This window comes from Niastella populi (genome assembly GCF_002078015.1).
Lineage (GTDB): Bacteria > Bacteroidota > Bacteroidia > Chitinophagales > Chitinophagaceae > Niastella > Niastella populi.
Genome location: NZ_LWBP01000002.1, coordinates 169,318 through 195,808, shown reverse-complemented (window position 1 = coordinate 195,808; position 26,491 = coordinate 169,318). Strand labels below are relative to the sequence as shown.

Annotated in this window: 21 protein-coding genes; 9 read left to right on the top strand and 12 right to left on the bottom strand. The window is 45.5% G+C overall.

All coding sequences use genetic code 11. From position 1 onward, the window contains the following. The first annotated feature begins 143 nt into the window (after positions 1–143). Entirely contained in the window at positions 144–1,691 is a 1,548-nt protein-coding gene (locus A4R26_RS03230; protein ID WP_081160174.1) for a DHA2 family efflux MFS transporter permease subunit, read from the top strand. Positions 1,692–2,441: 750 nt separating this feature from the next. Further along, positions 2,442–3,263, top strand: coding sequence for an SDR family oxidoreductase (locus tag A4R26_RS03225; protein ID WP_081160170.1), 822 nt, complete (start codon positions 2,442–2,444; stop codon positions 3,261–3,263). Between the two features lie 153 nt (positions 3,264–3,416). Here the strand turns inward: A4R26_RS03225 and lysS are convergent, their stop codons facing one another. The 3 genes from lysS to A4R26_RS03210 form a co-directional block, all read right to left on the bottom strand. Next, a complete protein-coding gene (lysS, locus tag A4R26_RS03220) occupies positions 3,417–4,967 on the bottom strand; it encodes a lysine--tRNA ligase (RefSeq protein WP_081160166.1) in 1,551 nt (516 codons plus the stop codon). A 161-nt stretch (positions 4,968–5,128) separates the two neighbouring features. Further along, positions 5,129–6,010, bottom strand: a complete 882-nt coding sequence (locus A4R26_RS03215) for a flavin reductase family protein (protein WP_081160162.1) — start codon at positions 6,008–6,010, stop codon at positions 5,129–5,131. Between the two features lie 28 nt (positions 6,011–6,038). Beyond that, the gene (locus A4R26_RS03210; RefSeq protein WP_081160158.1) at positions 6,039–7,073 is read right to left on the bottom strand and encodes a fumarylacetoacetate hydrolase family protein; all 1,035 of its coding nucleotides are present in this window, start codon (positions 7,071–7,073) and stop codon (positions 6,039–6,041) included. A 261-nt stretch (positions 7,074–7,334) separates the two neighbouring features. On the opposite strand from A4R26_RS03210, the gene A4R26_RS03205 reads away from it, so the two are divergent. The 3 genes from A4R26_RS03205 to A4R26_RS03195 all read left to right on the top strand — a co-directional run bounded on the left by A4R26_RS03205 (position 7,335) and on the right by A4R26_RS03195 (position 12,121). Further along, entirely contained in the window at positions 7,335–8,582 is a 1,248-nt protein-coding gene (locus tag A4R26_RS03205) for a serine hydrolase (RefSeq protein WP_081160153.1), read from the top strand. 14 nt (positions 8,583–8,596) lie between these two features. Then, entirely contained in the window at positions 8,597–11,119 is a 2,523-nt protein-coding gene (locus A4R26_RS03200; RefSeq protein WP_242674807.1) for a bifunctional glycoside hydrolase family 9 protein/polysaccharide deacetylase, read from the top strand. 339 nt (positions 11,120–11,458) lie between these two features. Continuing rightward, positions 11,459–12,121 (top strand): sterol desaturase family protein, encoded by a 663-nt coding sequence (locus A4R26_RS03195; protein WP_081160607.1) that lies wholly within the window; start codon positions 11,459–11,461, stop codon positions 12,119–12,121. Between the two features lie 70 nt (positions 12,122–12,191). On the opposite strand, the gene A4R26_RS03190 is transcribed toward A4R26_RS03195, so the two are convergent. Together A4R26_RS03190 and A4R26_RS03185 are read right to left on the bottom strand one after the other, a co-directional pair. Further along, positions 12,192–13,316, bottom strand: coding sequence for a GNAT family N-acetyltransferase (locus tag A4R26_RS03190; protein WP_081160149.1), 1,125 nt, complete (start codon positions 13,314–13,316; stop codon positions 12,192–12,194). 20 nt (positions 13,317–13,336) lie between these two features. Continuing rightward, positions 13,337–13,666, bottom strand: a complete 330-nt coding sequence (locus tag A4R26_RS03185; RefSeq protein WP_081160145.1) for a hypothetical protein — start codon at positions 13,664–13,666, stop codon at positions 13,337–13,339. A gap of 203 nt (positions 13,667–13,869) precedes the next feature. Between A4R26_RS03185 and A4R26_RS03180 the strand changes: the two genes are divergently transcribed. Then, a complete protein-coding gene (locus tag A4R26_RS03180; RefSeq protein WP_081160140.1) occupies positions 13,870–16,590 on the top strand; it encodes a TonB-dependent receptor in 2,721 nt (906 codons plus the stop codon). Positions 16,591–16,626: 36 nt separating this feature from the next. Here A4R26_RS03180 and A4R26_RS03175 read toward each other — a convergent pair whose 3' ends face one another. Continuing rightward, positions 16,627–17,400 (bottom strand): TIGR02757 family protein, encoded by a 774-nt coding sequence (locus A4R26_RS03175; protein ID WP_081160136.1) that lies wholly within the window; start codon positions 17,398–17,400, stop codon positions 16,627–16,629. A gap of 49 nt (positions 17,401–17,449) precedes the next feature. Continuing rightward, entirely contained in the window at positions 17,450–18,589 is a 1,140-nt protein-coding gene (locus A4R26_RS03170; RefSeq protein ID WP_081160131.1) for a cystathionine gamma-synthase, read from the bottom strand. A 348-nt stretch (positions 18,590–18,937) separates the two neighbouring features. On the opposite strand from A4R26_RS03170, the gene A4R26_RS03160 reads away from it, so the two are divergent. Then, positions 18,938–19,378, top strand: coding sequence for a hypothetical protein (locus tag A4R26_RS03160; RefSeq protein WP_081160122.1), 441 nt, complete (start codon positions 18,938–18,940; stop codon positions 19,376–19,378). A gap of 81 nt (positions 19,379–19,459) precedes the next feature. Here A4R26_RS03160 and asnB read toward each other — a convergent pair whose 3' ends face one another. The 4 genes from asnB to A4R26_RS03140 form a co-directional block, all read right to left on the bottom strand. Continuing rightward, positions 19,460–21,397, bottom strand: a complete 1,938-nt coding sequence (gene asnB, locus A4R26_RS03155; protein WP_242674806.1) for an asparagine synthase (glutamine-hydrolyzing) — start codon at positions 21,395–21,397, stop codon at positions 19,460–19,462. A 63-nt stretch (positions 21,398–21,460) separates the two neighbouring features. After that, a complete protein-coding gene (locus A4R26_RS03150; RefSeq protein WP_081160113.1) occupies positions 21,461–22,102 on the bottom strand; it encodes a DUF2911 domain-containing protein in 642 nt (213 codons plus the stop codon). 4 nt (positions 22,103–22,106) lie between these two features. Beyond that, complete coding sequence (locus tag A4R26_RS03145) at positions 22,107–22,676, bottom strand: DUF2911 domain-containing protein (RefSeq protein ID WP_081160109.1); 570 nt, start codon at positions 22,674–22,676, stop codon at positions 22,107–22,109. Between the two features lie 235 nt (positions 22,677–22,911). Continuing rightward, complete coding sequence (locus tag A4R26_RS03140; protein ID WP_081160104.1) at positions 22,912–23,496, bottom strand: acyl carrier protein phosphodiesterase; 585 nt, start codon at positions 23,494–23,496, stop codon at positions 22,912–22,914. A 572-nt stretch (positions 23,497–24,068) separates the two neighbouring features. Between A4R26_RS03140 and A4R26_RS03135 the strand changes: the two genes are divergently transcribed. After that, positions 24,069–24,521, top strand: a complete 453-nt coding sequence (locus tag A4R26_RS03135) for a hypothetical protein (protein WP_133054518.1) — start codon at positions 24,069–24,071, stop codon at positions 24,519–24,521. Positions 24,522–24,787: 266 nt separating this feature from the next. Continuing rightward, complete coding sequence (locus A4R26_RS03130) at positions 24,788–25,762, top strand: deoxyhypusine synthase family protein (RefSeq protein ID WP_081160095.1); 975 nt, start codon at positions 24,788–24,790, stop codon at positions 25,760–25,762. Between the two features lie 72 nt (positions 25,763–25,834). On the opposite strand, the gene A4R26_RS03125 is transcribed toward A4R26_RS03130, so the two are convergent. After that, on the bottom strand, positions 25,835–26,281 hold the full coding sequence (locus A4R26_RS03125; RefSeq protein WP_133054517.1) for a hypothetical protein: 447 nt from the start codon (positions 26,279–26,281) through the stop codon (positions 25,835–25,837). Positions 26,282–26,491 lie beyond the last annotated feature (210 nt).

Here is a 26,491-nt window from a genome sequence, read left to right as displayed (position 1 = left end):
GCTATAAGCCTAGAGCTGTAAGCAAATACAGTTTTGCGTTACGTTTACCATGCGCCTTTTGCTTATGGCTTACGACTTTTAGCTTTAGGCAGATAATAGCGAGGTAAACTACAGACGCGAGCTTAAAAAGTAAATTATTTAAAATGGCAGAACAAGGTTTTAGGAAATGGATCATCACCATTACCGTGATCATGGCTTCACTGCTGGAGTTGATCGATACCACCATTGTGAACGTGGCCCTGCCTGATATTATGGGTAACCTTGGCGCTACGCTGGAAGATGCCGGCTGGCTGGTTACCGGTTATGCGGTGGCTAACGTGATCGTACTTCCCATGTCGGGCTGGCTGGGCGACCGTTTTGGCCGGAAGAATTATTTCCTGGCTTCCATTCTCATATTTACAGCCGCCTCTTATTTGTGCGGTCAGGCGGGCTCTTTAACCGAGCTCATTCTCTTCCGCCTGTTGCAGGGTTTGGCCGGCGGTGGTTTGCTGTCAACAGCACAGGCCATTTTGATGGAAACCTGGCCCCGCGAAGAAATTGGTATGGCAACTGCGCTGTTTGGTTTGGGTGCGGTGGTTGGCCCAACCCTGGGCCCCACCATCGGAGGTTACATTGTTGACAATACCAACTGGCGGTATATTTTCTATGTGAATATACCTGTGGGCGCCATCGCCGCCTTCCTGGTATCGATGTTCGTGCGGGAGTCGCCGATGTTTGAAAAGGGAAAACCCATCGACTGGTGGGGCATCCTGTTGCTGGCAATAGGCGTAGGTAGTTTGCAGGTAGTGCTTGAGAAAGGAGAAACCGAAGACTGGTTCCAGACGCCCTACATCGCCTTCCTTACAATAACGACCTTATTGGCCGGTATTGGTTTTATCTGGCGTGAATTAAGCACCAATCACCCGGTAGTGGATTTTCGCATCCTGAAGAACCGCAGCTTCGCAATAGGCATTATAACCTCATTTGCGCTTGGCTTCGCATTGTATGGGTCGGTATTCATATTCCCGGTATTTTGTCAGAACCTGTTACACTTTACCGCCCTGCAAACCGGGCTGATCTTATTGCCCGGTGGTTTGGCAACCATTTTAATGATGCCTTTCGTAGGCGCCATGTTAAAGAAAGGAGTGCCGGCCCAGTTTATGGCAACCGGGGGTTTTATCCTGTTCTTTGTGTTTTGCTGGATGTTGTCGAACAGCACGCTGGAATCGGGCACCGGCGACTTCTTCTGGCCGCTGATCATTCGCGGTATAGGTATGGCCGTCCTGTTCGTTCCATTGACCACGCTGGCGGTTCAGGGGCTTCAGGGCAAACAAATTGGGCAGGGAACAGGTTTGAACAATATGATGCGCCAGTTGGGCGGGTCCTTTGGTGTGGCCATTCTCACAACGCTTATCCATGTTAAATCGGGCGAGGTGCGTACCGCGCTACTTGGAAATGCAAACCAGTATAACCCCGCTTATGTTGAGCGTAAGGAAGGCCTGGTGCGGATGTTGATGGGCAAAGGATATAATTTACTCGATGCCCAGCAGGCGAGCAATCAAATGATGGAAGGAAATATCATCAGGCAAACCATGCTGGTAACCTACGATCATATGTACATGCTCATAGGTGTATTTGTACTGGCAGCCATCCCGGTAATTTACCTGCAGAAATTTAAAAAGAAACCGGTTATCGTTACCGACGCGCATTAATGCCGGAACCGGAGCAAAAATAATCAGCCTGAAAAACCACCCTGCCTGAGTACGGAAAAACCACAAAGTGAAAGGGGGTTTGGCCTGAAGGAGTGTGGGTAAAGTAAGATGAGGGTGAGGGTCCGGAAGAAGTAAAACCGTCAAAAGCGGCCAGCTTCTTCCGGACTTCTTGTTTTTTGTAAATTGGGACAGGTATAAAAAGAAACAATCCCGGGAAGAACTCCGGGATTGTTCAAAAAGTTTGTACTAAACCTTACCAAGAAGGAACAGGGTTCATCAGGAGGTACAAATTTTACTTCATTTTCAAAGGATACCTGGACTTAGGTTTTTCGAATCTGGATTTTTGGCGTCATCAATTGAATGATTCAGGAACCTGGTTTTACATGAACATCGGTTTTTGAACTTTGGTCTTTCGTTGGATCTGGATTCACCGGTTGGACGGCCGGTTGGTTTTTCTGGATTTTTTCGGTTTTTCTTTGGATCGTTGGTCCCGATAATTATCGGGAGGTTTTTGTTTGGATATTGGTGTTCTTATGAATCGATCAATCTGACGTATACAAACATATTGTTAAAATTTTGTGTTTGCAAGCGAACAAACGCTTGATTTATATATTTCAGAAATTACCCATTAGCTAGTAAATATACGAGCGCGCTGATGTGCTTATACTTTTAGTTTTTGTTTGATACTGAATTAGAATAACTTGTAAACGCGCTTCCATTTGATTCACCCGAATAAAAAATCAACATACTATGCAGTTCAAAGGAAAGAAAGTACTTATTACCGGAGGTTCACGCGGCATAGGAAAAGCGATCGCATTGCGTTTGGCAGCTGATGGTGCCGATATTGCCATAGTTGGAAAAACAGCAGAACCGCATCCTAAGCTTGAAGGAACCATTTACACCGCAGCGGAAGAGATCTTAAAAGCCGGCGCGGGCAGCGTACTTCCTATTCAGGGAGATATACGTTATGAAGAAAGCATCGAGCAGATAGTGAAAACAACTGTTGACCAGTTTGGCGGAATAGATATCCTGATCAACAATGCAAGCGCCATTAATTTGTTGCCTACCGAACAAATGGAACCCAAACGCTGGGACCTGATGCACGACATAAATGTTCGCGGCACCTTTTTTATGAGCAAAACGTGTTTACCCGCGTTGAAAAAAAGCACCAACGCGCATATCCTCAATCTATCTCCGCCGCTGACATTAAATCCCGAATGGTTCGGCCGTTTCCTGGCTTATACTATCAGCAAGTTTGGAATGAGCATGATCGTATTGGGGCTTGCTGAAGAATTAAAAGCACACCGCATTGGGGTAAATGCACTGTGGCCGAAGACCACCATTGCTACTGCGGCTATTCAAAATATTGTTGGCGGCGATATTATGGTGCAACGGAGCCGCAAACCGGAGATCGTAGCCGATGCCGCATACCATATTATGCAACGCCCGGCGGCGGAGTGTACCGGTAATTTCTTCATCGATGAAGAAATACTGGTACAACAGGGAATTACCGATTTCACACATTATGCGGTAAATCCCGGTCAAAAGCTGATGCCCGATCTATTCTTATAGTAAATTAAAAAGCCCCCCGATTGATCGGGGGGCCCGATATGTACCAGTCATGGCTTCTAATGTGATTGTCGTTACCGGAAGGCTATAATAAAAAACCCCAACAGCTGGTGCCACTGGGGTTGTAGAGAATATTATGATGCTGTTTCAGCGCAACTATTGTTCTGTTTTTTCAGTTGTTTTCTCTCCTGTTTTCTCAGGCCGCATTTGCGGGAACAGCAATACATCCTGGATGGATGGCTGGTTGGTCATGAGCATAACCAGGCGGTCGATACCAATACCGATACCCGATGTGGGCGGCATACCGTATTCAAGTGCCCGCAAAAAATCGCCGTCGATAAACATGGCTTCATCATCACCGCGTTTCAGTAGCTCGGCCTGTTCTTCAAAACGTTCGCGCTGATCGATGGGGTCGTTCAGCTCGGTGTAGGCATTGGCGATCTCTTTCCCATTAACCATCAGCTCAAAACGCTCAACCAGTCCCGGTTTACTGCGATGCTTTTTGGTAAGCGGGCTCATTTCAATGGGGTAGTCGATGATGAATGTAGGTTGCACATAATGACCTTCGCATTTTGTGCCGAACAGTTCATCGATCAGTTTCCCTTTACCCATGCTTGCATCGGTATGAATGTTCAGCTTTTTACATACCTCGCGCAGTTGTTCTTCATTCATTGCGCTTACGTCGATGCCTGTATGTTCTTTAATGGCATCGTATATGCTAATGCGCCTGAACGGCGCTTTGAAGTTTATTTCTTTATCACCTACCTGTACGGTTGTGGTGCCATGAAGCGCCAGCGCTATTTTTTCAAACAACTGTTCTGTGATCTCCATCATCCAGAAATAATCCTTGTAGGCGGTATACCATTCAAGAACGGTAAACTCGGGGTTATGGGTGCGGTCCATACCCTCATTGCGGAAGTTGCGGCTGAATTCATACACCCAGTCGAACCCGCCTACGATAAGGCGTTTCAGGTACAGCTCATTGGCTATACGCAGGTAAAAAGGCACATCGAGCGCATTGTGATGCGTAACGAACGGACGGGCGGCGGCGCCACCGGGAATGGATTGCAATACCGGGGTATCAACTTCCAGCGCGCCCTGTTCATTCAGGAAATCACGAATGGTATTGATGAGCCTGGTGCGTTTTGTAAACGTATCCTTCACCTGCGGATTGATGATGAGGTCGGCATATCGCTGGCGGTAGCGGAACTCGGGATCGGTTACTTCGTCAAAAGCTTCCCCGTCTTTTACCTTTACGACAGGTAATGGTTTCAACGATTTGGTAAGGAAGGTAAATTCGGTAACGTGTACAGAGGTTTCACCGGTTTTGGTGGTGAAAACATATCCTTTAACCCCAATGATATCTCCCATATCGGTGAGGTGTTTCCAAACTTTGGCATACAGCGTTTTGTCTTCACCGGGGCAAATCTCGTCGCGTTTAATGTATATTTGAATTCTTCCTGTGCTATCCTGCAACTTGGCAAAAGAAGCCTTGCCCATATCGTTGATACTCATGATACGGCCGGCCAGGCATACATTGGCAAAGTCGGCTTTATTTTCTTCACCCTTATAATGCTCCAGAATGTAGGCAGCAGTAGTGTTAACGGGGTACAATGGCGCGGGGTAAGGATCGATACCCAGCTTTTGTAATTCCTGTAATTTTTCGCGTCGAATGATCTCCTGTTCTGACAAATGTTGTGTACTCATAAAATTGCAAATGCGGCTGCAAAGGTACTTGTTACGGGGCACACAAACAACCGGGGAAAGGTTACCCGGTACAAGGGGCCGGTTATCGGAAGAATAGCACCGGTTACGAGTTGCCGGTTACCGGGTAAATGCCCTGGCAACAGGCAGCCGGTAACTGGTAACTAGTTAAGCGCCAGCAACACCTGCCAGGCTTCCTGTACTTTGCCTGCATTCAGCAGTTTTTGGGCATACGTATGTAATTCGATTTCCATATCGGCGGGGTTTACCGCGTAATACTGAAAAATGTTTTTTAGTTGGGCATCGTCAAAAGCCGGATCGATAACCGGCATTTCATGCACATTGCCTAGCTGGCCGAGGTTATTACCGGTAAGAATTTTACTGTTTTTGATGGGCGCGGGCAGCGCATCTACTCCAATACCCAGTTGGGTATTGGGTTTTTCAACCTGGAAAAGATTGGTTTCATCAACTTTGCAATACCAGTCGCCGCCCAGCCTTGCCACGTGATGCAGTTTACGCTGATCGATCATTTTGTTTTCATTCAGCAGTTCATCGGCAATATGCATACGCAGTACTTCGCAAATGACCAGGTTGCCTGCGCCGCCTTCGGCACCGAGGGGTTTTACTTCCTGTACCCGGCATTCCATTTTTATTTTGCTTTCCTTTACCATCGGCGGTTTTACCAGTGTTGCCGCTTCGGCTGTAAAACCTGCCTTGGTGAATTCATTCACTTCTTTAGGGAATTCGCAGCTGGCCAAACTGGTTTGGTACACCATGTCGTAATCGACAATATTGATCACCACTTCGGGCACTTCCAGTACATTTTGCAAACTGTGTTTGGTTGTATTGTCACGTACCCGGCGGGAAGGTGAAAAGATCACTATCGGCGGGTTGCTCGAGAATAAGTTGAAAAAACTGAACGGGCTCAGGTTTACATTGCCCGCTTTGTCAATTGTACTGGCAAAACAGATAGGCCGCGGCGCAATAGCGCGCTGCAGGTAATTCTGCCGCAGCACCGGAGTTAGTTCTTTAAGATCTAAAACCATAATACTCTAATGTGATAATAAATGTCAGTTAATTGTTTTTACCATCCGCAGGCGCCTGGGATTTCTTTATGGCCAGCAGTGAAAAATCGTCTTCTTCCTGCACAATGGTGTTGGTGAGAATACCCAGTCCGTCAATTTCCAGTTCAACCACATCGCCGGGCTGCAGCCATTGTTCCTGGTAATTGGGGTCGTTCAGTTTGCCCGTGCCATTCAGTTCAAGAAAACATCCGGTGCCAACGGTGCCACTGCCAATTACATCGCCGGGGTACAGGTCAACTCCATAAGATGCACGCTCGATGATCTCGGCAAAGGTCCAGTTCATATCTTTCATATTGCCATCGCTCACCTGTTTGCCATTTACGCGGCATTGCATACGCAGGTTGAAGTTTTTGCCGGTATGTCCGGGCTGGGCCGGTACTTCAAACGGGGCCAGTTCATCGAGGGTTACCAGCCAGGGACCAATTACCGTACTGAAGTCCTTTCCTTTGGCAGGACCGAGGTTCAGCAGCATTTCTTCCATTTGCAAACGGCGGGCGCTCATATCGTTCATGATCATCAGTCCGCCAATATATTCATCTGCCTCTTCCGCCCTGATGTTGCGGCCCTGTTTTGAAACGACAATGGCTACTTCCAGTTCAAAATCGAGTTTTTCGAAATGGTCGGGCATGCATTGGATATTGCCTGGCCCCTGTATACTGTGATGATTGGTAAAATAAAAGATGGGGTATTGATCGAACTCGGGGATCATGGGCGCTTTGCGGTTGCGGCGGGCCGCTTCCACATGCTGGCGGAAAGCATACCCGTCGCGGCAGGAGGTGGGAAAGGGAACCGGCGCCAGGATAGTGACGCTATCGTACGCAAAACCTTTGCTTTTGGGGATCTTTCCTTCCCTGATCATCATTTCTCCGCCAAGCGCCATGGAATAAGCGTCTTCCCAATAGCTTAGGAACATACTCATATTCTGTGGCAGATCGGGGTGCAGCACTTCGGCATCATATAGTAATCCATCAACCAGGATGGCTACACGGTCGTGACCTTCGCTGAGATAAGAAACAAGTTTCATGTATGGCAGTATTTTAGAGGATGCAATGTAGTTGAAAAGTTGATATGGTTGATAGAGGGAGTTTTTCAGTTATTGAGTTATTCAGTTGTTAGCGGAAACCCGTCAGTGCTGGCGCCTGGTGGCGGATTGCTCAGTACTTGTCGGTAAGCAGGCATTTAAAGCCCTTAACAACCTGTTAACTTGTCAACTTTTCAACCGCCTTGCAAGATTCTGCGTTGTAAAAAATTATCCCGCGGTTTATTTTGTTTGTAACTTTTGCCCATGAAACAATCTGTGTTAATAACGGTTTTGTTGGCAACCGCATGTGTGGCTTTGGCGCAAAGCAAAACCGATACATGGCTTGAAAAAATGATCAGGCAGCAGGCGTCGCCGTTTTTGAAAGAGATATTGAACCAGCCCGACACATTTCATTACCAGTTCATCTATACCAGGATCGACCGCGACAGAAATAACCAGCCGCATTTCACCAACTATTATTTCAGGCTCAACCGCAATGAATACTTTAACCCGGCATCGATGGTAAAGCTGCCGACCGCCGTACTGGCCCTGGAAAAAATAAATACCCTGAGTAAGTATGGCGTCGATAAATACACCACCATGTTTACCGATAGCGCTTACAGCCGCCAGACAAAAGTGCGGTACGACAGCAGTGCGGCCAACTATTTACCCTCCGTTGCCCACTATGTAAAAAAGATCTTCCTGGTAAGCGATAACGATGCCTATAACCGCCTGTATGAATTTGTTGGTCAGCAGCGATTGAATGAGCGGTTATGGCAAATGGGTTATAACGATACCCGCATTACCCGCCGTTTTGTGACCATGAATGAAGATGAGAACCGCCATACCAATCCAATTAGGTTTATGCAGGGCGATAGTTTGTTGTATGCACAACTGGCGGGTTTTAGCCCGGTTCCGTTCAATTTTAAAAAGAAATTACAGGTAGGGCGGGCGCATTACAACCGGCACGACAGCCTTATAAGATCACCCATGGATTTCACCACGCATAATAATTTTCCGCTGGAAGATATGCAGCAGGTATTGCAGTCGGTTTTATTTCCCAATTCAATTCCTGCTGAAAAGCGTTTCCGGCTGCAAGCCGATGACTATACTTTTCTGCATAAGTGCATGAGCAGGCTGCCATCGGAAAGCGATCACCCGCATTACGACACTACCGAATTCTTCGACAGCTATACCAAGTTCTTTATGTTCAAAGCATGGCGAAGTAAAATTCCATCTTACATCCGCGTATTCAACAAAACCGGCTGGTCGTATGGTTTCCTTACCGATGTGGCGTACATCGTTGATTTTAAAAACAGGATCGAGTTTATGGTAAGCGGCACCATTTACGTAAACAGCGATGGGGTTTTAAACGATGATAAATACGAGTACGTTGAAACAGGCTATCCCTTTTTCAAAGAGATGGGAAACATCATTTATCAGTACGAGCTGAAAAGAAAAAGAAAACATATGCCTGATCTGAGCGCTTTTCAGTTCGATTATAATAATTAAAAAGATTATCAGGAATGCAGCAAATGAAAAAGGGTATTTTGTCGCTGATAGTGGTTTTACAGTTGAGCATAACCGGGTTTACCGTAAACGCACAAACCAATAGCTGGGTGCGTATAAATTTATTAGGTTATAAGCCCGGTAGCAGCAAAGTGGCGGTATGGTGCAGTAAAGCGCAAACGCCGGTAACAGATTTTTCCATTGCCGATGCCGTTACCGGTAAAACGGTGTATACCGCAAAGGTTGAAAAAACCTTTGGCGGTTATGGCCCGTTTACACTTACCGCCCGGTTGAACTTTTCGAACTTTACAAAACCTGGCCGGTATATTATAAAAGCAGGCGCAGCCACTTCTTCTGCATTTACCATTGGCGCCGGGGTGTATAAAGGATCGGCCGATTTCTGTTTACGTTATCTGCGCCAGCAGCGCAGCGGGTTCAACCCGTTCCTGAAAGATAGTTGTCACACCCACGACGGTTATACGTTATATGGTCCCATGCCCGATAGTACGCGTATCGATGCCAGCGGCGGCTGGCACGATGCATCGGATTACCTGCAATACGTTACCACTTCGGCCAATGCCACCTGGCATTTGTTAGCAGCTTATCGCGATTTTCCGAAAGTATTTGGCGATGGTCACCAGGCAAATGGTTTGCCTGGCAGCAACAACCGCGCCGATGTGCTGGATGAAGCACGGTGGGGATTGAACTGGTTATTGAAAATGCATCCGCGCAGCAACTGGATGTTCAACCAGATTGCCGATGACCGCGATCACCAGGGTATGCGGATACCCAAAGAGGATAGTTTTTATGGCCGCGGGTATGAACGGCCGGTTTATTTCTGCACCAGCACACCCCAGGGGTTTGGAAAATATAAGAACCGGTCAACCGGGCTGGCTTCTACTGCCGGAAAGTTTGCCAGCGCTTTTGCATTGGGGTACCAATTATTTAAAGATCCGTTGTTACAGGATCGGGCTTTATCGGCCTGGGCATTGGGAGTTGATAAACCGGGGGTGTGCCAAACCGCACCGGGGCGCTCACCCTATTTTTATGAGGAAGACAACTGGGCAGATGATATGGAGCTGGCTGGTGCATCCATAGCCGCAATGAACGGTTCTAAAAAACATCTGACGGCGGCATACGCTTATTCAAAAGAAGAAACCATTACTCCCTGGCTGGGTAAGGATACGGCCCGGCATTACCAGTGGTACCCGTTCATTAATCTCGGCCATTACGAACTGGCCAAACAACTACAGGGGCAGCAGCGAAAAGAACTGATTAGTTATTATAAACAAGGTATTGAACGGGTATGGCAGAAAGCCAGGCAAAATGCCTTCTACCGGGGTGTACCGTTTATCTGGTGCAGTAATAATTTAACCACTTCTTTTGCCATGCAATGTTACTGGTACCGCAAACTCACCGGCGATGTAAGCTATAGTGAGCTGGAGCAGGCATGTTTCGACTGGTTGTTTGGCTGCAACCCCTGGGGAACGGCCATGGTGTATGGGTTGCCCGCATCGGGCGATACGCCGGTCGATCCGCATTCGGCTTTCACCCATTTAAAACAGTATCCTATCGATGGCGGACTGGTTGACGGCCCCGTATATGGCGCTATTTATAAAAGCCTTATTGGTATTACCCTGAACGAACCCGATGAATATGCGGATTTTCAAAGCGACCTGGTAGTGTACCACGATGATTACGGCGATTATTCAACCAATGAGCCAACGATGGATGGCACCGCAAGTCTTGTTTACCTGCTTGCTGCAAAAGAAGCCGACCAGTCGAAAATGTATAATGGGCCATCTGCAATACATAAAGCTGAAGGAGATACCTTCACGGCTTTTATCTATGTTCATGGCGGTATAACGCGGGGTGATGCGCGGCAAAAACAACTGGCCATCGTTTTTACCGGCGATGAGTATAACGGGGACATTCATAATATCGGGCGCACCCTGCAGATCAATAAAGTAAAAGCCTCTTTTTTTCTTACCGGCCGGTTTTACAGGAATAAGGAGAATAAACAGCCAATTTATACTTTGAAAAAGCAGGGCCATTACCTGGGCCCGCATTCCGATCAGCACTTGTTGTATTGCGACTGGAGCAGGCGCGATAGTTTGCTGGTGACCAAAGAACAGTTTGTACAGGACCTGGATAGTAATTATGCGGCCATGCAGCAATATGGTATAAGCAGAAAAAATGCGCGTTTCTTTTTACCGCCATTCGAATGGTACAATGATTCAATTGCCGCCTGGACCCGCCAACAGGGATTGCAGCTGGTGAATTTTACCCCGGGTACATATAGTAATGCAGACTATACGACTCCCGATATGAAAAACTATAGAAGCAGCATTGCCATAATGGATTCGATCAGGGCATTTGAAAAGCGTAATAAAACAGGGTTGAATGGTTTTATTTTATTATTTCATGTGGGGGTGCATCCATCCCGCACCGATAGGTTCGCCCGCCAGTTACCAGCCCTTATTGCATGGCTTCATAGTGAAAAATATATACTCACGACCATTGATAAATTAATAAAATAGGTGTCGGATTGTAGAAAATTTTGCCCCATAAGGGGCGCCTTTCTATTATAAAAATCAATTATTTTAAGGTTTTTTTAAACTTCTTTGAACCATTTTTGTCTAGCGTAGTATAATATAGGCTGTACCAACTTTCAATCTTTCCCGGTACCCCTGGCAAGCATTTATCTAATAAATATCTGATGAGAAAGCTACCTGATGACGGAGTGCATGGCGCCCATCGACAGGATAATGCATATTTGGTACACAACCGGGTATGTTACCCCGGCTGATGGAACTATGTAGGCTCTTGTGAGATAAGTAAGTAAATGATTTTTGTATTTTTGTACCAATTATATGGTTATGAAATTTGAGAAGATACATAACAAAGGCCAGGCAAGGTTGTTTCAGAACCAATATCTCGAAATGCTCACTAAAACACACCCTCTTGTAATTTGGGGTATGTACGTGCCGGTGATCATTTACCTGCTGTATTACAGCCAGGATCGTTATGGCTTTTCGGCCTTGCGTATTACACTTACATTTTTTGCCGGAATTCTTTTCTGGACCTTCTTCGAATATATTGCGCACCGCTTTTTATATCATTGGGTAAGCGAAAACCCAAAGATCCAGAAGTTTGTATATACCATGCATGGAAACCACCATCATTATCCACGCGACAGGCAACGGTTATTTCTGCCCCCCGTACCCAGCATCATTATGGCTGCTGCCATTTTTGCTTTGATGTACCTGGTTATGCATGCGTATGTATTTATGTTCTTTCCCGGTTTTGTTCTGGGTTATCTGTTATATGGCACCATGCATTACGCCATTCACGCCTGGAACCCGCCTTTTAAATGGATGAAACCGCTTTGGCGCAACCATCATCTGCATCATTATAAAGATGATAATAAGGGATATGGCGTTAGCACCACTTTCTGGGACAGGGTCTTCGGCACCATGTTCGATCTGAAGAAAGAAAAGGAAGATAAAGAGAAGGTAAAGGAGTTGATGTTCAAAGGATAATTATTTACTTAAAACACAGTGCGGTAGGAATTAAATAGTTGACGAGTTAACCAGTTAACTCGTCAACCAATTAACTGAATACCAACCGGTAGGTCCGGTGTATCTTATCCTGCCTTGCCCCTGTGGCTTCGTGCAGTGCGATCATTTTATCGTTAAAATCGCCCACCCAGGCCAGTTCAACGCCCTTAATAGTATTGCGGGGCAGCACTTCCTGCTGCAGACAACGGATAAGCGCCGATTCAATACCATGGTTCTGGAACTTTTTCTTACAACCCATAATAATGATGCGCAGGCGGTCGACGGTAGTTGTTTTCGAATACCAGAAGAATTTTAGTTTACCCCAAAGGTTTAGTTTACCATGAACGTGTTTCAGGATCTGGTTCACATCGGGTAAACATAACACAACGGCTATGGGCTCATTTTTGTAATAGGCAAACCAGATGATCTTCTCATCCATAATGGCCTTCATTTGCCTGAAACTTTCTTTGATGGTGCCCATTTCAATGGGGGTAAAGTTTTCGAAATCGCTCCATGCATCGTTGTAGATCTCACGGAAATCCGCGGCAAATTTGTCGAACTGCGATTTGTCGAAATGCCGGAAGGAATAGTCGGGTTTTTTCATTACCCAATCCGATATTTTAGTGAACCTTTCCGGAAGGGGGGTGGTGGCGTCTAAAAAATTGGTAAGCTGATCGTACAACTTGGTGAAACCATACGATTCAAAAATATCTTTATACCAGGCGGGGTTATAGTTCATGCCAAGGCTGGGTGGTTTAAACCCATGAATGAGCAGCCCCCAGTATTTATCGTTCTCGCCAAAATTAATAGGGCCGTCCATTGCTTCCATGCCCTTGCTTTTCAGCCATGCTTTTGCCGTATCGAGCAGTAAAAAAGCGGCTTTTTGATCCTGTATACATTCAAAAAAACCTACGCCGCCGGTTGGCTGCGGGTTTTTATGCGATTTTTCGTAATTGATAAAAGCGGCAATACGCCCAATGTACCGGCCATTTTTATCGGCCAGCAGCCACCGGTTCAATATACCATGCGAAAAAAAAACGTTACGGGAAGGGTCGAATATGGCTTCCACATCACTATCCAACGGACAAATCCAGTGCGGATCATTTTCATATAGTCTTTTGGGCAGGTCAATAAAGTCACGGGCCTGCTTTAAAGTTGCTACCTCTGTCAGGTTCATGTAGCGAACTTAGGAATTATTCACCACTTATCGTCATCCGGAATATTCTGCTGCGGTTTGAATTGTGCCCGCATCTTTTGTTTTTGAAGCTGCCGTTCAATGATGAGGTCGGCTATCAGCAGCCCGGCATCTTTATCGGCCTGCTGTTCGAGGGTTTGTTTCAGGGTTTGTTCTGAAATATCGATCCGGTAAAGAATGTTCAGCAGGCGGCCAAAATCGGCCTGTATAAGGTAATTTATGCCTTCTGCCAGGGCCTCGATGAGTTTTTGCCTGTCATTTGTGACAGGAAGGTTAAAATCGCCGCTCAATTCCTGTTGTACGAAGGGAATATTTTCGTCAGGCTTTTGCATACTTGTGAATATAAATTCGTTTTACATAAAAAAAATATTCAAAGCAACCGGTGGGCTTCTCCGCTCCAGTAAATTTGTCACCGGTTCATTTCATGTGGCACCAATTAAGTATTTTTACAGCAGGATGCGCCAGGAGCGAATGGCGTATTTAAAGCATTCATTGACCCTCACTTCATGTAACATTTTAACCTTATTCTCAGGATATGCGTTGGAGTGCCGGGATAATTGTATGCTTTTTATTGTTACTTGGTACCTGTGCACAGGCACAGCGAACCCGTTATGGGACCATCAAAGGTACGGTTCTCGATTCATTAAGCCGGCGTACGCTCGAATCTGCCTCTGTTGCCGTCTTCCAAACTTCAGATTCTTCCCTTGTCAATTACGCTATTACTACCCGTAAAGGTGAATTTACTATTGGCGGTGTGCCGCTCAATACCCCTTGCAGGCTTGTTATAACGAACAGGGGTTATGAAGAACTCTCCAGATCGGTTATACTTCCGGTTGATGTAAAAGAATTGCGGCTCGACACCATCCTGCTTGTAAAATCATTCAATGAGCTGAAAGCGGTGACGGTCACGGCGCTTCGTCCGCCCGTTACTGTAAAACCCGATACGCTCGAATTCAATGTGTCTTCTTTCAAAACCATGCCCAATGCCATGATGGAAGACCTGTTGAAGCAATTGCCCGGGGTCGATGTCGATAAGGATGGCAACGTTACCATCAACGGTAAAAAGGTTTCGAAGATAACCGTCGACGGGCGGGAGTTTTTTGGCGGCGACCCAAAGATCGCCCTCAAAAACCTGCCCAAGGACATTATTGATAAATTGCAGGTGGTTGATAATAAAACCCGCGAAGCCCGGTTCAATAAAACAACCGATGGGAATGAAGACCTGGCCATCAACCTTACCTTGCGCAAGGAGGCGCAAAAGGGATGGTTTGGCAGAATAAGCGCCGGTTATGGTACCAACGAACGATATGAAGGCGCCGCAATGGTTAACTTTTTCAATGGGGCAAAACAATTCAGTATTCTTGGCAATGCCAGCAATACCAACCGCGGCAGTGTTGCTGGTGGTGATTTTAATATCGCTACCAGCCGAAGCACGCTCGATGGGGGCGGGGGCGGTTTAACCCGTGCCGCTTCGGGCGGTTTGAACTTCAGCGATAATATAGGAAGACAAATAAAAATGAATGGCAGCTATTTTTATAACAACAGCCATACAGATAACGTTTCAAAGATCCAGCGACAGAACATTTTGCCCGATACCTCATTTTGGTATTATTCAGATAACAACAGCATTAACGATTACAGCAACCACCGGTTAACGCTCAACGCCAGTTATACCATCGACACGCTCACCGAAATGCACATCAATTCAAACCTCGGCACCACCCAAAGCGATGTAGTTAATATAAATCAGGCCAGATCTACCACGGTCGATGGCAGGTTGATCAACACCAGTGAAAACACTTATTCCACCGATGGCACCGGTAAGAATATTAGTACAGAGTTCTTTTTTAGCCGGCGGTTCAGAAAACAGGGCCGGGGTTTTACAATCGGGTTGAACTATAATTATTCAGATCAGTCCTCGGTGAATGACAACGTGGGACAAAACGAGTTTTATAAAAATGGCGCACCCGATAGCCTCGACGTGGTCAATCAGCGCAGTGATGCAACAAGCAATGGAAAGGTGGTGTCATTCACCGCTTCTTATTCAGAACCGGTTACCAGCAACCTGAACGCGATATTCAGGTATAACTATACCCGTAACCTGAATTATTCAGATAAGATCACCAACCGGTATAATGCCGTAACCGGCAAGTACGACCTGGAAGACACAGCGTTCACCAATGCATTTCGCAACATCAATGAAACGCATACCCCCGATGTAAGCCTTTCGTTCAATAAGAATAAATACCGCGCTGCCCTTGGTACGGGGGTACAGTTCTTACAGCAGGACAATCTTACCATTACCAACGGTAATCTGTTGCAACAGTATTACATCAATGTAACGCCTTCGGCCAACCTCGGTTATCACTTTAGTAAAACCGGTAGCGTATCGATATTTTATAATGGCCGAAACCAGCAGCCATCTATTCAGCAACTACAACCGGTACCTGATAACAGTAACCCTTTGTATGTGAATTTAGGTAACCCCGATCTGCGGCCTTCGTTCTTTCATAACATAAATTTACAGGTACGCGAATCAAAGGGGAACAGCTACTGGTTTACCGGCTTTACTTACAATACGACACGAAACCAGATCATTTATCAAAGCTGGTTCGATGATGTGGGCAAACAGTATAGCCAGCCTGTAAACGTCAATGGTAATTTTGGTATGTCGGGCAACCTGCAATACAGCCATACCTGGAAAAAAAGGGATATGATCTTACGCATGAACCTCGGTTCAAATGGTTACTTCAACCGTAACCACACTTTTACCAACCAGGTAAGCGTAACATCCAATGCATACAGCCTTTCGCAATCGATAGGGTTGAACTTTACATATAAGCAGGTGCTGAGCATTATGCCTTCTTTCAACGTTCGGTTTAACAAAACACAGTATTCGCAATCGCTTCAGGATGCGGCTTTCAATACCAAAACATTTTCGGTAAGCGCATTCTGGAACCAGCCCAAATGGCTGATACTGGAAAATAACCTGCAATACAGTTATAACAGCCAGATAGCGCCTGGTTTCAATAAGAGTGTAACAATGTGGAGCGCTGCTGTCAATTGCCTGTTGTTCAAAAAACAGCAGGGCATTTTGCGGTTGGCGGTATACGATATTCTACGGCAGAATGTGGGTGTTTCGCGCAGCATTACCCAAACCTATATTGAAGACCGGCAAACACAGGTGCTGCAACAGTATTTTTTGCTGAGCTTTATTTATAACCTGAGGAAGTTCAATGGAGCGAAAGGAAATTAGGGCAAAGGTAGGTCGGCTTGCCGGGTGGCTCACTCGTTAAAACTTTTCCACAACGCCAAGGCCAAATAATGCGAAATCATATTTTACAGGGTCTGCTGCATCCAGTTTGCGCAGGCATGCCGTTAGTTCAAGGGCTGCCTGCCAGTCGATCTGTTTACGGGGAAGCAGGTTGAACCGTTTGGCAACACGCGCCACGTGTACATCGATGGGGCAAATAAGTTGTGCAGGGGAAATGGTTTTCCAAATGCCAAAATCAACGCCGCCGGTGTCGCGGCGCACCATCCAGCGCAGATACATATTCAGCCGTTTACAGGTTGAATTTCTTTCAGGGGTTGCAATATGTTTTTTGGTACGGGCCGGCACATCTTCGAGCGAAAAAAAATAGTGATGAAAACGGGCCAGCCCGTTTTCGATGGTGGCGTCGGATGCATCCATGCCCAGTGTAAAGGCCGTTTCGAGGCTTTTGTGTTTTGAATAATGGAATTTAAGGAACCCGATGAAATACAACAGGTCGGTTGGGTTAAAGGTGCGGTGTTTGAACGACAGCAGTTTTTTCAGGTCGTTATCATTGTGTTGCAGCACGAACTGATGCGGCGCCATGTCCATGGCCTGCATCAGTTCGTGCGATTTTTTTATGATGGTGGTGCGGTTGCCCCAGGCAAACACCGCGGCAAAAAAGCCGGCTATTTCAATATCCTGTAACCGGGTAAATAAATGCGGTATGGAAACTGGGTCATCTTTAATGAACGAAGGTTGATTATACTCCGCCGTTTTGCGGTTCAGAAAGTCTTTTAAAGATGGTTGTTTCATATATTATAATGGTTAGATGTGTCCCTCCTTCAAGGTTTGGCACATCTGATCAGGCTATTGCTGCTTTGAGATCGTCGGTGAGGTCTTCGGCATCTTCGATACCCACGCTTAGCCTGATAAGTGAATCGCTAAGGCCGTTCTTAATTCTTTCTTCGCGGGGAATGGAAGCATGCGTCATGGTTGCCGGGTGGTTGATCAGCGATTCTACGCCGCCGAGGCTCTCGGCCAGGGCAAATACTTTGGTTGACGATAATAATTGCATGGCTGTTTCAACACTGTCATCTTTGAGGGTAAAGCTGATCATGCCGCCGAAACCCCGCATTTGTTTTTTGGCAATGGTATAACCGGGATGGTCGTTGAACCCGCACCAGTAAACATGTCCTACTTTAGGATGCTGACGCAGAAAATATGCTATCTTTTCCCCGTTCTCGCAATGGCGTTCCATACGTACGTGCAGGGTTTTTATACCGCGTAATACCAGAAAGCAATCCATGGGGCCGGGAACGGCGCCACAGCTTTTTTGTATAAAGTACAATTGGTCGCGCAGGGCCTGATCGTTCATCACAAGCGCACCCTGAATAACATCGCTGTGACCGCCAAGGTATTTGGTTGCCGAGTGCATAACGATATCTGCACCGAGGTCGAGCGGATTTTGCAAATAAGGCGAAGCGAACGTATTATCAACACAAAGCAGCAGGTTATGGGCTTTGGCAATGGCCGCAACAGCCGCAATATCAACGATATTGATCAACGGGTTGGTGGGTGTTTCAGTCCAGATAAGTTTTGTGTTGCTGTTGATGTAAGGCTTTATGTTTTCTGCCTGCAACATGTTCACATAATGAAAACGGATGCCGAATTTTTCGAAAATTTTAGTAAATAAGCGATAGGTTCCGCCATACATATCATTGGCTGCAATTACCTCATCGCCGGGTTGTAACAATTTAATGACGGCATCGGTAGCGGCCACACCACTGCTGAATGCCAGTCCGTATTTTCCATTCTCAATAACTGCCAGTGCTTCTTCCAACGCAAAACGCGTTGGGTTTTGCGAGCGGGCATATTCAAACCCTTTATTCTTTCCCGGCGCTTCCTGCACAAACGTCGATGTTTGGTATATAGGCGTCATAATTGCCCCGGTTGATGGATCGGGTTCTGCACCGGCGTGTATACATTTTGTTCCTGGTTTCATCTGTAGTTTTTGTATATGATTAATGTATGGCCTTCGACCGGGTACAAAGATGCGGATTATTGATAAAACTAGTTCATTCCTGCGTTGGGAATACAATTCATACGGAAACATGATCCGGATTTCCAGTTTAACAAAGGCTTAACCCGGGGGTTGAAATTATCTGAAACATTCTGCAAACCCTTGCTGGTACTATGTTTCACGCGTTGGATAAACAGGCTTGCCACTTCAAAATGTGCGAAAACATTCGTACATCTTGTCATGAACCCCCCGCCGGTACTAATTGTCTTGACTTCGGCATTTGTTCACTATACTTTTGGCTCATCAATTCACGTATTTAAAAAGTCAGCCATGAAAAAAGTGATAGCCATTATGTTCGCAGCTCTGGTTACAGCAGGAGCTTATGCATTCGATCCATTTGATCCAAACGAAAAGGTATTAAAGGCCTTCAATGAAACATTCAGCAGTGCCGAGGATGTACGCTGGGAAGAGTTCCCCAATTACTTTGCGGTTAGTTTTGTAAGCGGCGGAATACGTTCTAAAGTCAACTATGATAAGGAAGGGAATATGATGAGCTCGATTCGTTATTATGCTCCGCAATTACTTCCGTTGTATATTTTAAACAGGATTACCCGCGAGAATTCAAAGAAGAAAATGTTTGGAGTTACTGAGATCACCTATAACGGGATGATCGCTTATTACATCAAGATGGAAGATAAAACACACTGGTATACCATAAAAGTAGATGTTGACGGCAACAGCCAGCAGGTTGAAAAGTATAAAAAAGTATAGAGGCCAATGTTGGTTTTAACGCACCCCGGGTGTTTGGCTTTTTGTAAATAGTCAGCGCACCGGGGTGTTTTTTTATAGATTTTAGCTCAGTAACTGACCGGCTACCAGGTAGCGCCAGTCATAATTATCAGCCGCATGGGCCTCCTGCGGCTGAATTTTTTTATGCAGGGCCTGCGCTTTCAGCATACCGTGTTTTACCAGGATTCGTTTTGCTTCATGTATATACTCCTGTAACCGCTGGTTGTTCATCCACTGTTGTTGCGGCGGTTCAAATCCTATTTTATCGGTTCGCCAGGCCAGGCCGGCCGGAAGTTTATCTTCCATTCCTTTTCGCTGCAGCCATTTTGTATAGCCGTCTTTGATCTTGTAACAGGCGGGGGTGGAGAATAACAGCTTTACCAGCTCGTGGTTCAAAAAAGGCAGGCGCACCTCGGTTCCATGCGCCATCGAGTTACGGTCGGCGTACCGCAACAGTTCTTCCAGCCCGTTCACGAATGTATTGTAGTAAAGAATATTGTTCAGTTCATCAAAGTGAGCAATGTCGTAATACGATTCGCCATATTCTTTTACAAAGGAGGTATTGAGATCGTGCACCCGCAATTGCTGATTGGCTCGTTGGCGCCGCAGGTACCAGCCCGCATAGGATGGAAAGGCGGCAGCCAGTTTGTTTTTCAATCCCCAGGGTTCTGCAATGCCTAACCGGCGTGCGCTGCCAAGTTCATGCTGCAGCCTGTTCTTGTTCTCCCTGAACAACTGCTGCCAGTACCAGTGATAGTACTTATGATACCCGGCCAGTATTTCATCGGCTCCCTGGCCGTCGAGCAATACGGTAACCCCTTCCTGCTTTGCCCGTTCATACACATAATATTGCGCTAATACACTGGCCGATTGAAAGGGCTCCTCCTGGTGGTAACATATTTTTTCAAAATCTCTGATGGCCTCATCGGCATTCGGTTGTACGGTATAGTTTTGGGCGGAAAAATGATCGGTCACTTTTTTTATCCATGCCGATTCATCTTTTTTAAAACCGGGAAATATGGCTGAAAATGTTTTGTATTGCCGCGGGGCCATGGATTGAATACTGGCCAGCACACAGGAACTGTCGAGCCCGCCGCTTAATGAAGTGCCAATGGGCACATCGCTGCGTAACCTGCGTTGAACCGATTGATGAAATAAATGATTGAACTGTTCAACAGCCTGTTCGGCGGTTATAGATTCATCAACAAAATCAACATCGACGTTCCAGTACAATGAACGGGTTAAACGTTGTTGTGGTAAATGATACAGGATAAATGATCGGGCGGGCAGTTTATTGATGCCGTTATAAAACGTTTCTTCGCCATTAGCGGGGTTTTGGGTATAGCCCAGCGTGAAGTAATTGAAAAACATTTTTTCGTTGAACTGTTTTTCAATTCCTATTGTCCATAAGGCTTTCATTTCACTGGCAAATACAAACTGGTCGCCATCGAAATAATAATAAAAGGGTTTTTCACCAAAGCGGTCGCGGGCGGCAAACAACGTTTGCTCCTGTTCATCCCAAATGGCAAAGGCGAACATGCCATCGAAGTATTGAAGGCAATCGGATCTATAACAATCGTATGCCGCCATTATCACTTCGGTATCTGACCCGCTGTAAAAGGAATAGCCCTTTTGCAGCAGCGTTTCTCTTATTTCAATGTAATTGTAGATCTCGCCGTTGTGAACAATGGTATAACGGCCCAGGTAGTGCATGGGTTGCGCACCGGCGGCGCTGAGATCGATAATAGCGAGGCGGCGATGGCCAAAGCCGATGGTACTGCTTTCATTTATCCAGTGCGCTTCGCCATCGGGTCCGCGATGGGCCAGCGCGCCGGTCATTTGTTGTAGGCGAGGAACGGATACCTGTTCAGCCTCTCCTGATATAATACCTGCAATACCACACATAGCGACAAGATAGGGAAAAAAGCCAGTAGTAAGTAAGGGGTGGCCAGTGGGGCTGCTAACGCCGGCAGTGCTATATTCTCCAGGCCTTAAATACATTCCGGATCTCGTTTGCCAGGCACATGCTGTATTCCTGCCTGCCAATAACCACCCGCTACCAGCCTACCATGTAATTGGCAAACTTGCTTTCAGGCTATCCCATTCCATATTCAGCTTCATGCCTTTTTCGGCCTCTTCAAATTCCATGGTGAAAAGTTCGTAAGGAAAGCGCGTTTTGGCTACGGGAATAGTGAATTTGTATTGATCTTTTGTAGAATCGATCTTAAGGCCCCAGGTATACAGATCGGTATTGAACACTATCGTCCAGTCATTTACCTGCGGAATGCAATAAATAACATAACGTCCTTTTTGTACCTTTTTGCCGGTGATGTTCACATCTTTAAAAAATTCAATCTCGGAAGCCTCATTAGCGCCAAGGCGCCAAACCGAACCATATTTGACGAGGTTGCCAAATACTGCGCGGTTGTTTTTTTGCGGTCTGCTGTAAATAATACGGGCGATAAGCGGTTCCTTATAATTGCCCGACATTTTCATCTTAGGATAATCAACCGGGTAATAGCACATATCCATGGGCGATTTATCGAGCCCCGGCTGCAGGTCTCTTTCACCAGGCTGCGTATTGGCAACGGATGGGGGGGTAACAGTAACTTTATTGCTGCCTGAAGAATGCTGATCGCAACCGGAAGCAACGGCCAAAATCCATACTAAAGAACAAATCTTAAAAAAAAGCCTGGTCTGGTACATGATCTTATTTTATAATGGTGATCGGCAATGTTGCTTTTACATTGTCCCAGGCCATTATCATATTGGCGCCGGAATTGGTTTTGTCGAAAAGCAGGGTGAAAGTCTCAATCGGTTCCTGCTGTTTTTCCAGTTTTACCTCGGTGCGCAGCACATCTTTTTTATCGTCATATTGAAAAGCGCCCCAAATATCGGTTTCTCTATTGAAGATCAGCGTCCATTTATCCTGGAAGGGAATGGCGTACATACTGTACCGGCCTTTCTTCAACCTGGTATTATCAATTTTTACATCTTTATACAGTTCAATTTCAGTACATTCGTTAGCGCCCAGCCGCCATATCTTACCATATTCAATAAGGTCGCCAAACACACTGCGGCCATTTTTTTGCGGCCTGCTGTATAACACCCGGGCCAATAGAGGGTCACTGGCTTTATTCTGGACCTTCAGAATAGGGAAATTGGCCGGATAATAGCTCACATCCATGGGCGACTTATCGAGTGCCGGTGCTTTGAACTGCGCTTTTACGACTGCGCTCACTAATGTGAATCCAAAAAATAAAACCACCAACTGCTTCATTATCGTAATATTTGAGTTGTAAGACGATCTTTTTAAGGGGATGCGTTGTACAAGCGTTTGCATTCCTTTTGAAAAAGAGTGCAACATCCCCCTGTGATGTAATTAATCGGCAAAAATAAAAGTTACACAGATTAAACGATCAGGAAGCAAAAAATCCTTCGGTGCAAATCACTTTTAAAAGGATTTTAATTGGTAACAATAAGATGATTTTGGAAGAATGAACCCCTATGCCGGCTTACATATTCTCTAAAGTTTTGCGGGCAAACTTGTGCATGGCGGGAAAGAAATCGGTGTAATACTGCTGCAGTTTATGATAGTTGTCTTCAAATAGCCTGAATGCCGTTTGGCTTTCAGTTAAATAGGCCGAGCGGTGTACCACGCCCTCGAAGCTTCTTTCAATACCCGACCGGTTGCGGTAATTATACAACCAGTTATACTGTTTCATATAAGGATACATTTGCCTGAAAGGCTCGGGGCAAACATCGAGGTATTTAGCCAGCGAGGTATACACTTCCTGGGAGAAGGTTGACAGGGAGTCGTCGATGAAATGTTCCGTATCATTTGCCAGAAAATGGTCGTAGGTAACATCGATAAAGGCTGAACTGTATAACCGGTAATGGGGTTTGAAGATGTTTTTGGCTTCCCTTGTTGCGGGATGCTCATCGGTATAGGAGTCGATGGCCCGGTGTAATAAAATTCCCCTGCGCACATCAGCCGGATACTGATCAGACTGTTTCCCTTTCACAAAGTCGCTGAAAAGGTTGCCGGCCAGTATAGCTGGTTGATTAAAAGACAAATATGCATGCGCCAGGTAGTTCAATGGTCTTTGATTTGGTGTATTTACAATATAATGTTTTACGACGGCTTTTAGGTGGAAAGCTGAAAAAAGAATTTATAAAATTCTATTTTTTTAGTAACGGTCATTTCCACAATTCCATTTTAACGATGGCTTAACCTTGTTTTGTGAAATATTTAAAAAATTGGCTGCAACCCTTAACCAGCGCAGGTTGTGGGATGTTTTGTAACAATCGTCACCGCGTTTTGTTTAACCTGTTTTAACATACAACGCCATTAATCATAATTTTCGCGTTACCAGTGTAACCTCTTTTACTTTTGTGTCGACTAATGAATAAACAACCAGATCAGTCACGTTTAAAAGTATAGCCATGAAATTAATTTTGCTTCGCGTATAATTTGGGAAAGTGGTAATGTAGCTTTCAAAAAAAGATTCTTCCGTTACCTGTAATAATTTTCAACAGCCAGCTACATATAGTTCATACCGCTTCGATCAATAATTTAAAAATTAATAATTAAAAAACGGGCAATGGCATCCAGATAGCCAGGATGCATCGTTATGCCCATATTCATCAAAAACAAGTAAAAAATAGCATCATGAAAAACAAAGTCCTCATTGGCGTATTTATTTTTATAACTGGCATAAGTAGTGCCTTTGCCAATGACAATGAAGAAGTGAACGGCAGAGTTGTAAGCTCGTTTAATAAAGAATTTGCCGGCGCACAAAATGTACAATGGGTAATTACCAAAGAATTTGTAAAAGCAACCTTCACATTGAATGAACAGGTTGTATATGCGTATTATGGCCAGCAAGGCAACCTGATGGGTGTAACCCGTAATATTTTATCTGGCCAGTTGCCAATCAGTTTACTTACCGACTTTAAGAAAAATTACAGCAATTACTGGATCACCGATCTGTTTGAAATGGCTGTCAATAGTGAGAATGCTTATTATATGACGGTTGAGGACAGCGATCACAAGATCGTGTTGAAATCGAATGGAACCATTGGCTGGGATGTATTCAAAAAAGAAAGGAAGCAAAATTTATAAATAAAGATTTTTCTTATAGTTGGTTTTAGTTGGAAAGAAAGGGCTTCCCGATTCATCGGGGAGCCTTATTTTTTTGTTACCGGATACCGGTTACCGGGAAATACAAAATACAGGTTACAGGTTTCCTGTTGCAGGGCGTTAAATGCGATATTACCTTTAACGTGTAACGGGTTTTCCCGGTAACAGGTACCTGGCAACCGGTAACTTGTGAGCTATTGCCAATTGATCTTCATTTCCCTACCTTTGCCGCCACAAAAAAACTGATCATGAGCAAAGGACCCATTTCACAATTTATACAACATCATTACCGGCATTTCAATGCAGCCGCCCTGGTAGATGCCGCTAAGGGGTATGAAACCCATTTACTGGAAGGTGGGAAAATGATGGTTACGCTGGCAGGCGCCATGAGTACTGCCGAACTGGGTGTTTCTCTGGCCGAAATGATTCGCCAGGACAAAGTGCATATCATTAGCTGCACGGGTGCTAACCTGGAAGAGGATGTCATGAACCTGGTAGCTCATGATCACTATAAACGAATTCCCAATTACCGCGATCTTACGCCACAACAGGAGTGGGAGTTGCTCGAGCAGGGTTTGAACCGCGTTACAGACACCTGTATTCCCGAAGAAGAAGCATTCCGCAGCATTCAGCATAACATTGTTAAACTGTGGAAAGATGCCGACGCCAAAGGCGAGCGTTATTTTCCCCATGAGTTCATGTATAAACTGTTGCTGAGTAAGGTAATGGAAAGCAATTACCAGATCAACACCAAAGACAGCTGGATGATCGCCGCTGCTGAAAAGAACCTGCCCATTATTGTGGGTGGCTGGGAAGACAGTACGCTGGGTAACATCTTCGCTTCTTATATCATCAAAAATGAAATGAAGGCTACCACTATGAAGAGTGGTATTGAATACATGGTTTGGCTGGCCGACTGGTACCGTCAGAATAGCACAGGCAAAGGCGTAGGCTTTTTCCAGATAGGCGGTGGTATTGCCGGTGATTTCCCTATTTGCGTTGTGCCTATGATGTACCAGGATCTGGAATGGCATGATGTGCCTTTCTGGAGCTATTTCTGCCAGATCTCCGATTCTACAACTTCCTATGGTTCTTATTCTGGTGCGGTGCCCAATGAAAAGATCACCTGGGGTAAATTGGATATCAATACGCCTAAATATATTGTTGAAAGCGATGCTACTATTGTGGCGCCGCTGATCTTCGCTTATATATTGGGATTGTAATTACCTTCACTACGATATATAACTAAAAAGATCGCCCCGGCCAGCCGGGGCGATCTTTTTATATAAGTGGTATTAAGCTGCTGTTGAATCTTTGCGGAGGCGATTGTCTCTTTTGTCTTCTCTTCTATCGCGACGGTCTTCACGTTTATCTTTGCGGTCTTCCTTTTTATCGGCCCGGTCTTCCCGTTTGTCACGGCGATCTTCAGCCTTGTCTAATTTATCTTCTGCTTTATCGAGGCGGCCGCCCTGCACTTTGGCATCGCGTTTATCTTCCCTTACATCCCGGCGGTCTTCGCGTTTGTCTTTGCGGTCTTCTTTTCTGTCGGCATTGGCTTCGCGTTTTTCGCGTCGATCTTCAACCTTGTCCCGTTTATCCTCACGGCGGTCGCGGTTTGCCTGTTTTTCGGTGGCAGCGGGATTGGCATTGGCATCCTGGGCGCTGGCGTTTTGGGTAAGAGCAATGGCCATAGTGAATGTAACGCTAAAAACGGTCGTTTTAAGTAAACGGTCGATCTTCATAAAAACGGATTATTTGGTTTGGAATAAAAACGGGCGATAAAAAAATATTGTATAACTTATTAATATGGATGGGGTTCTGAGAATTTAGGATCTGGTAACTTATTTGAACCGTGGTTCGACTTATTTTTTTAATGCGGGTTTAATTTTCGGGATTGAAAAAATTCAAAAGGGAGGGTAGATAAAAAATGCTGCCAAAGTTTTTGGTGTACA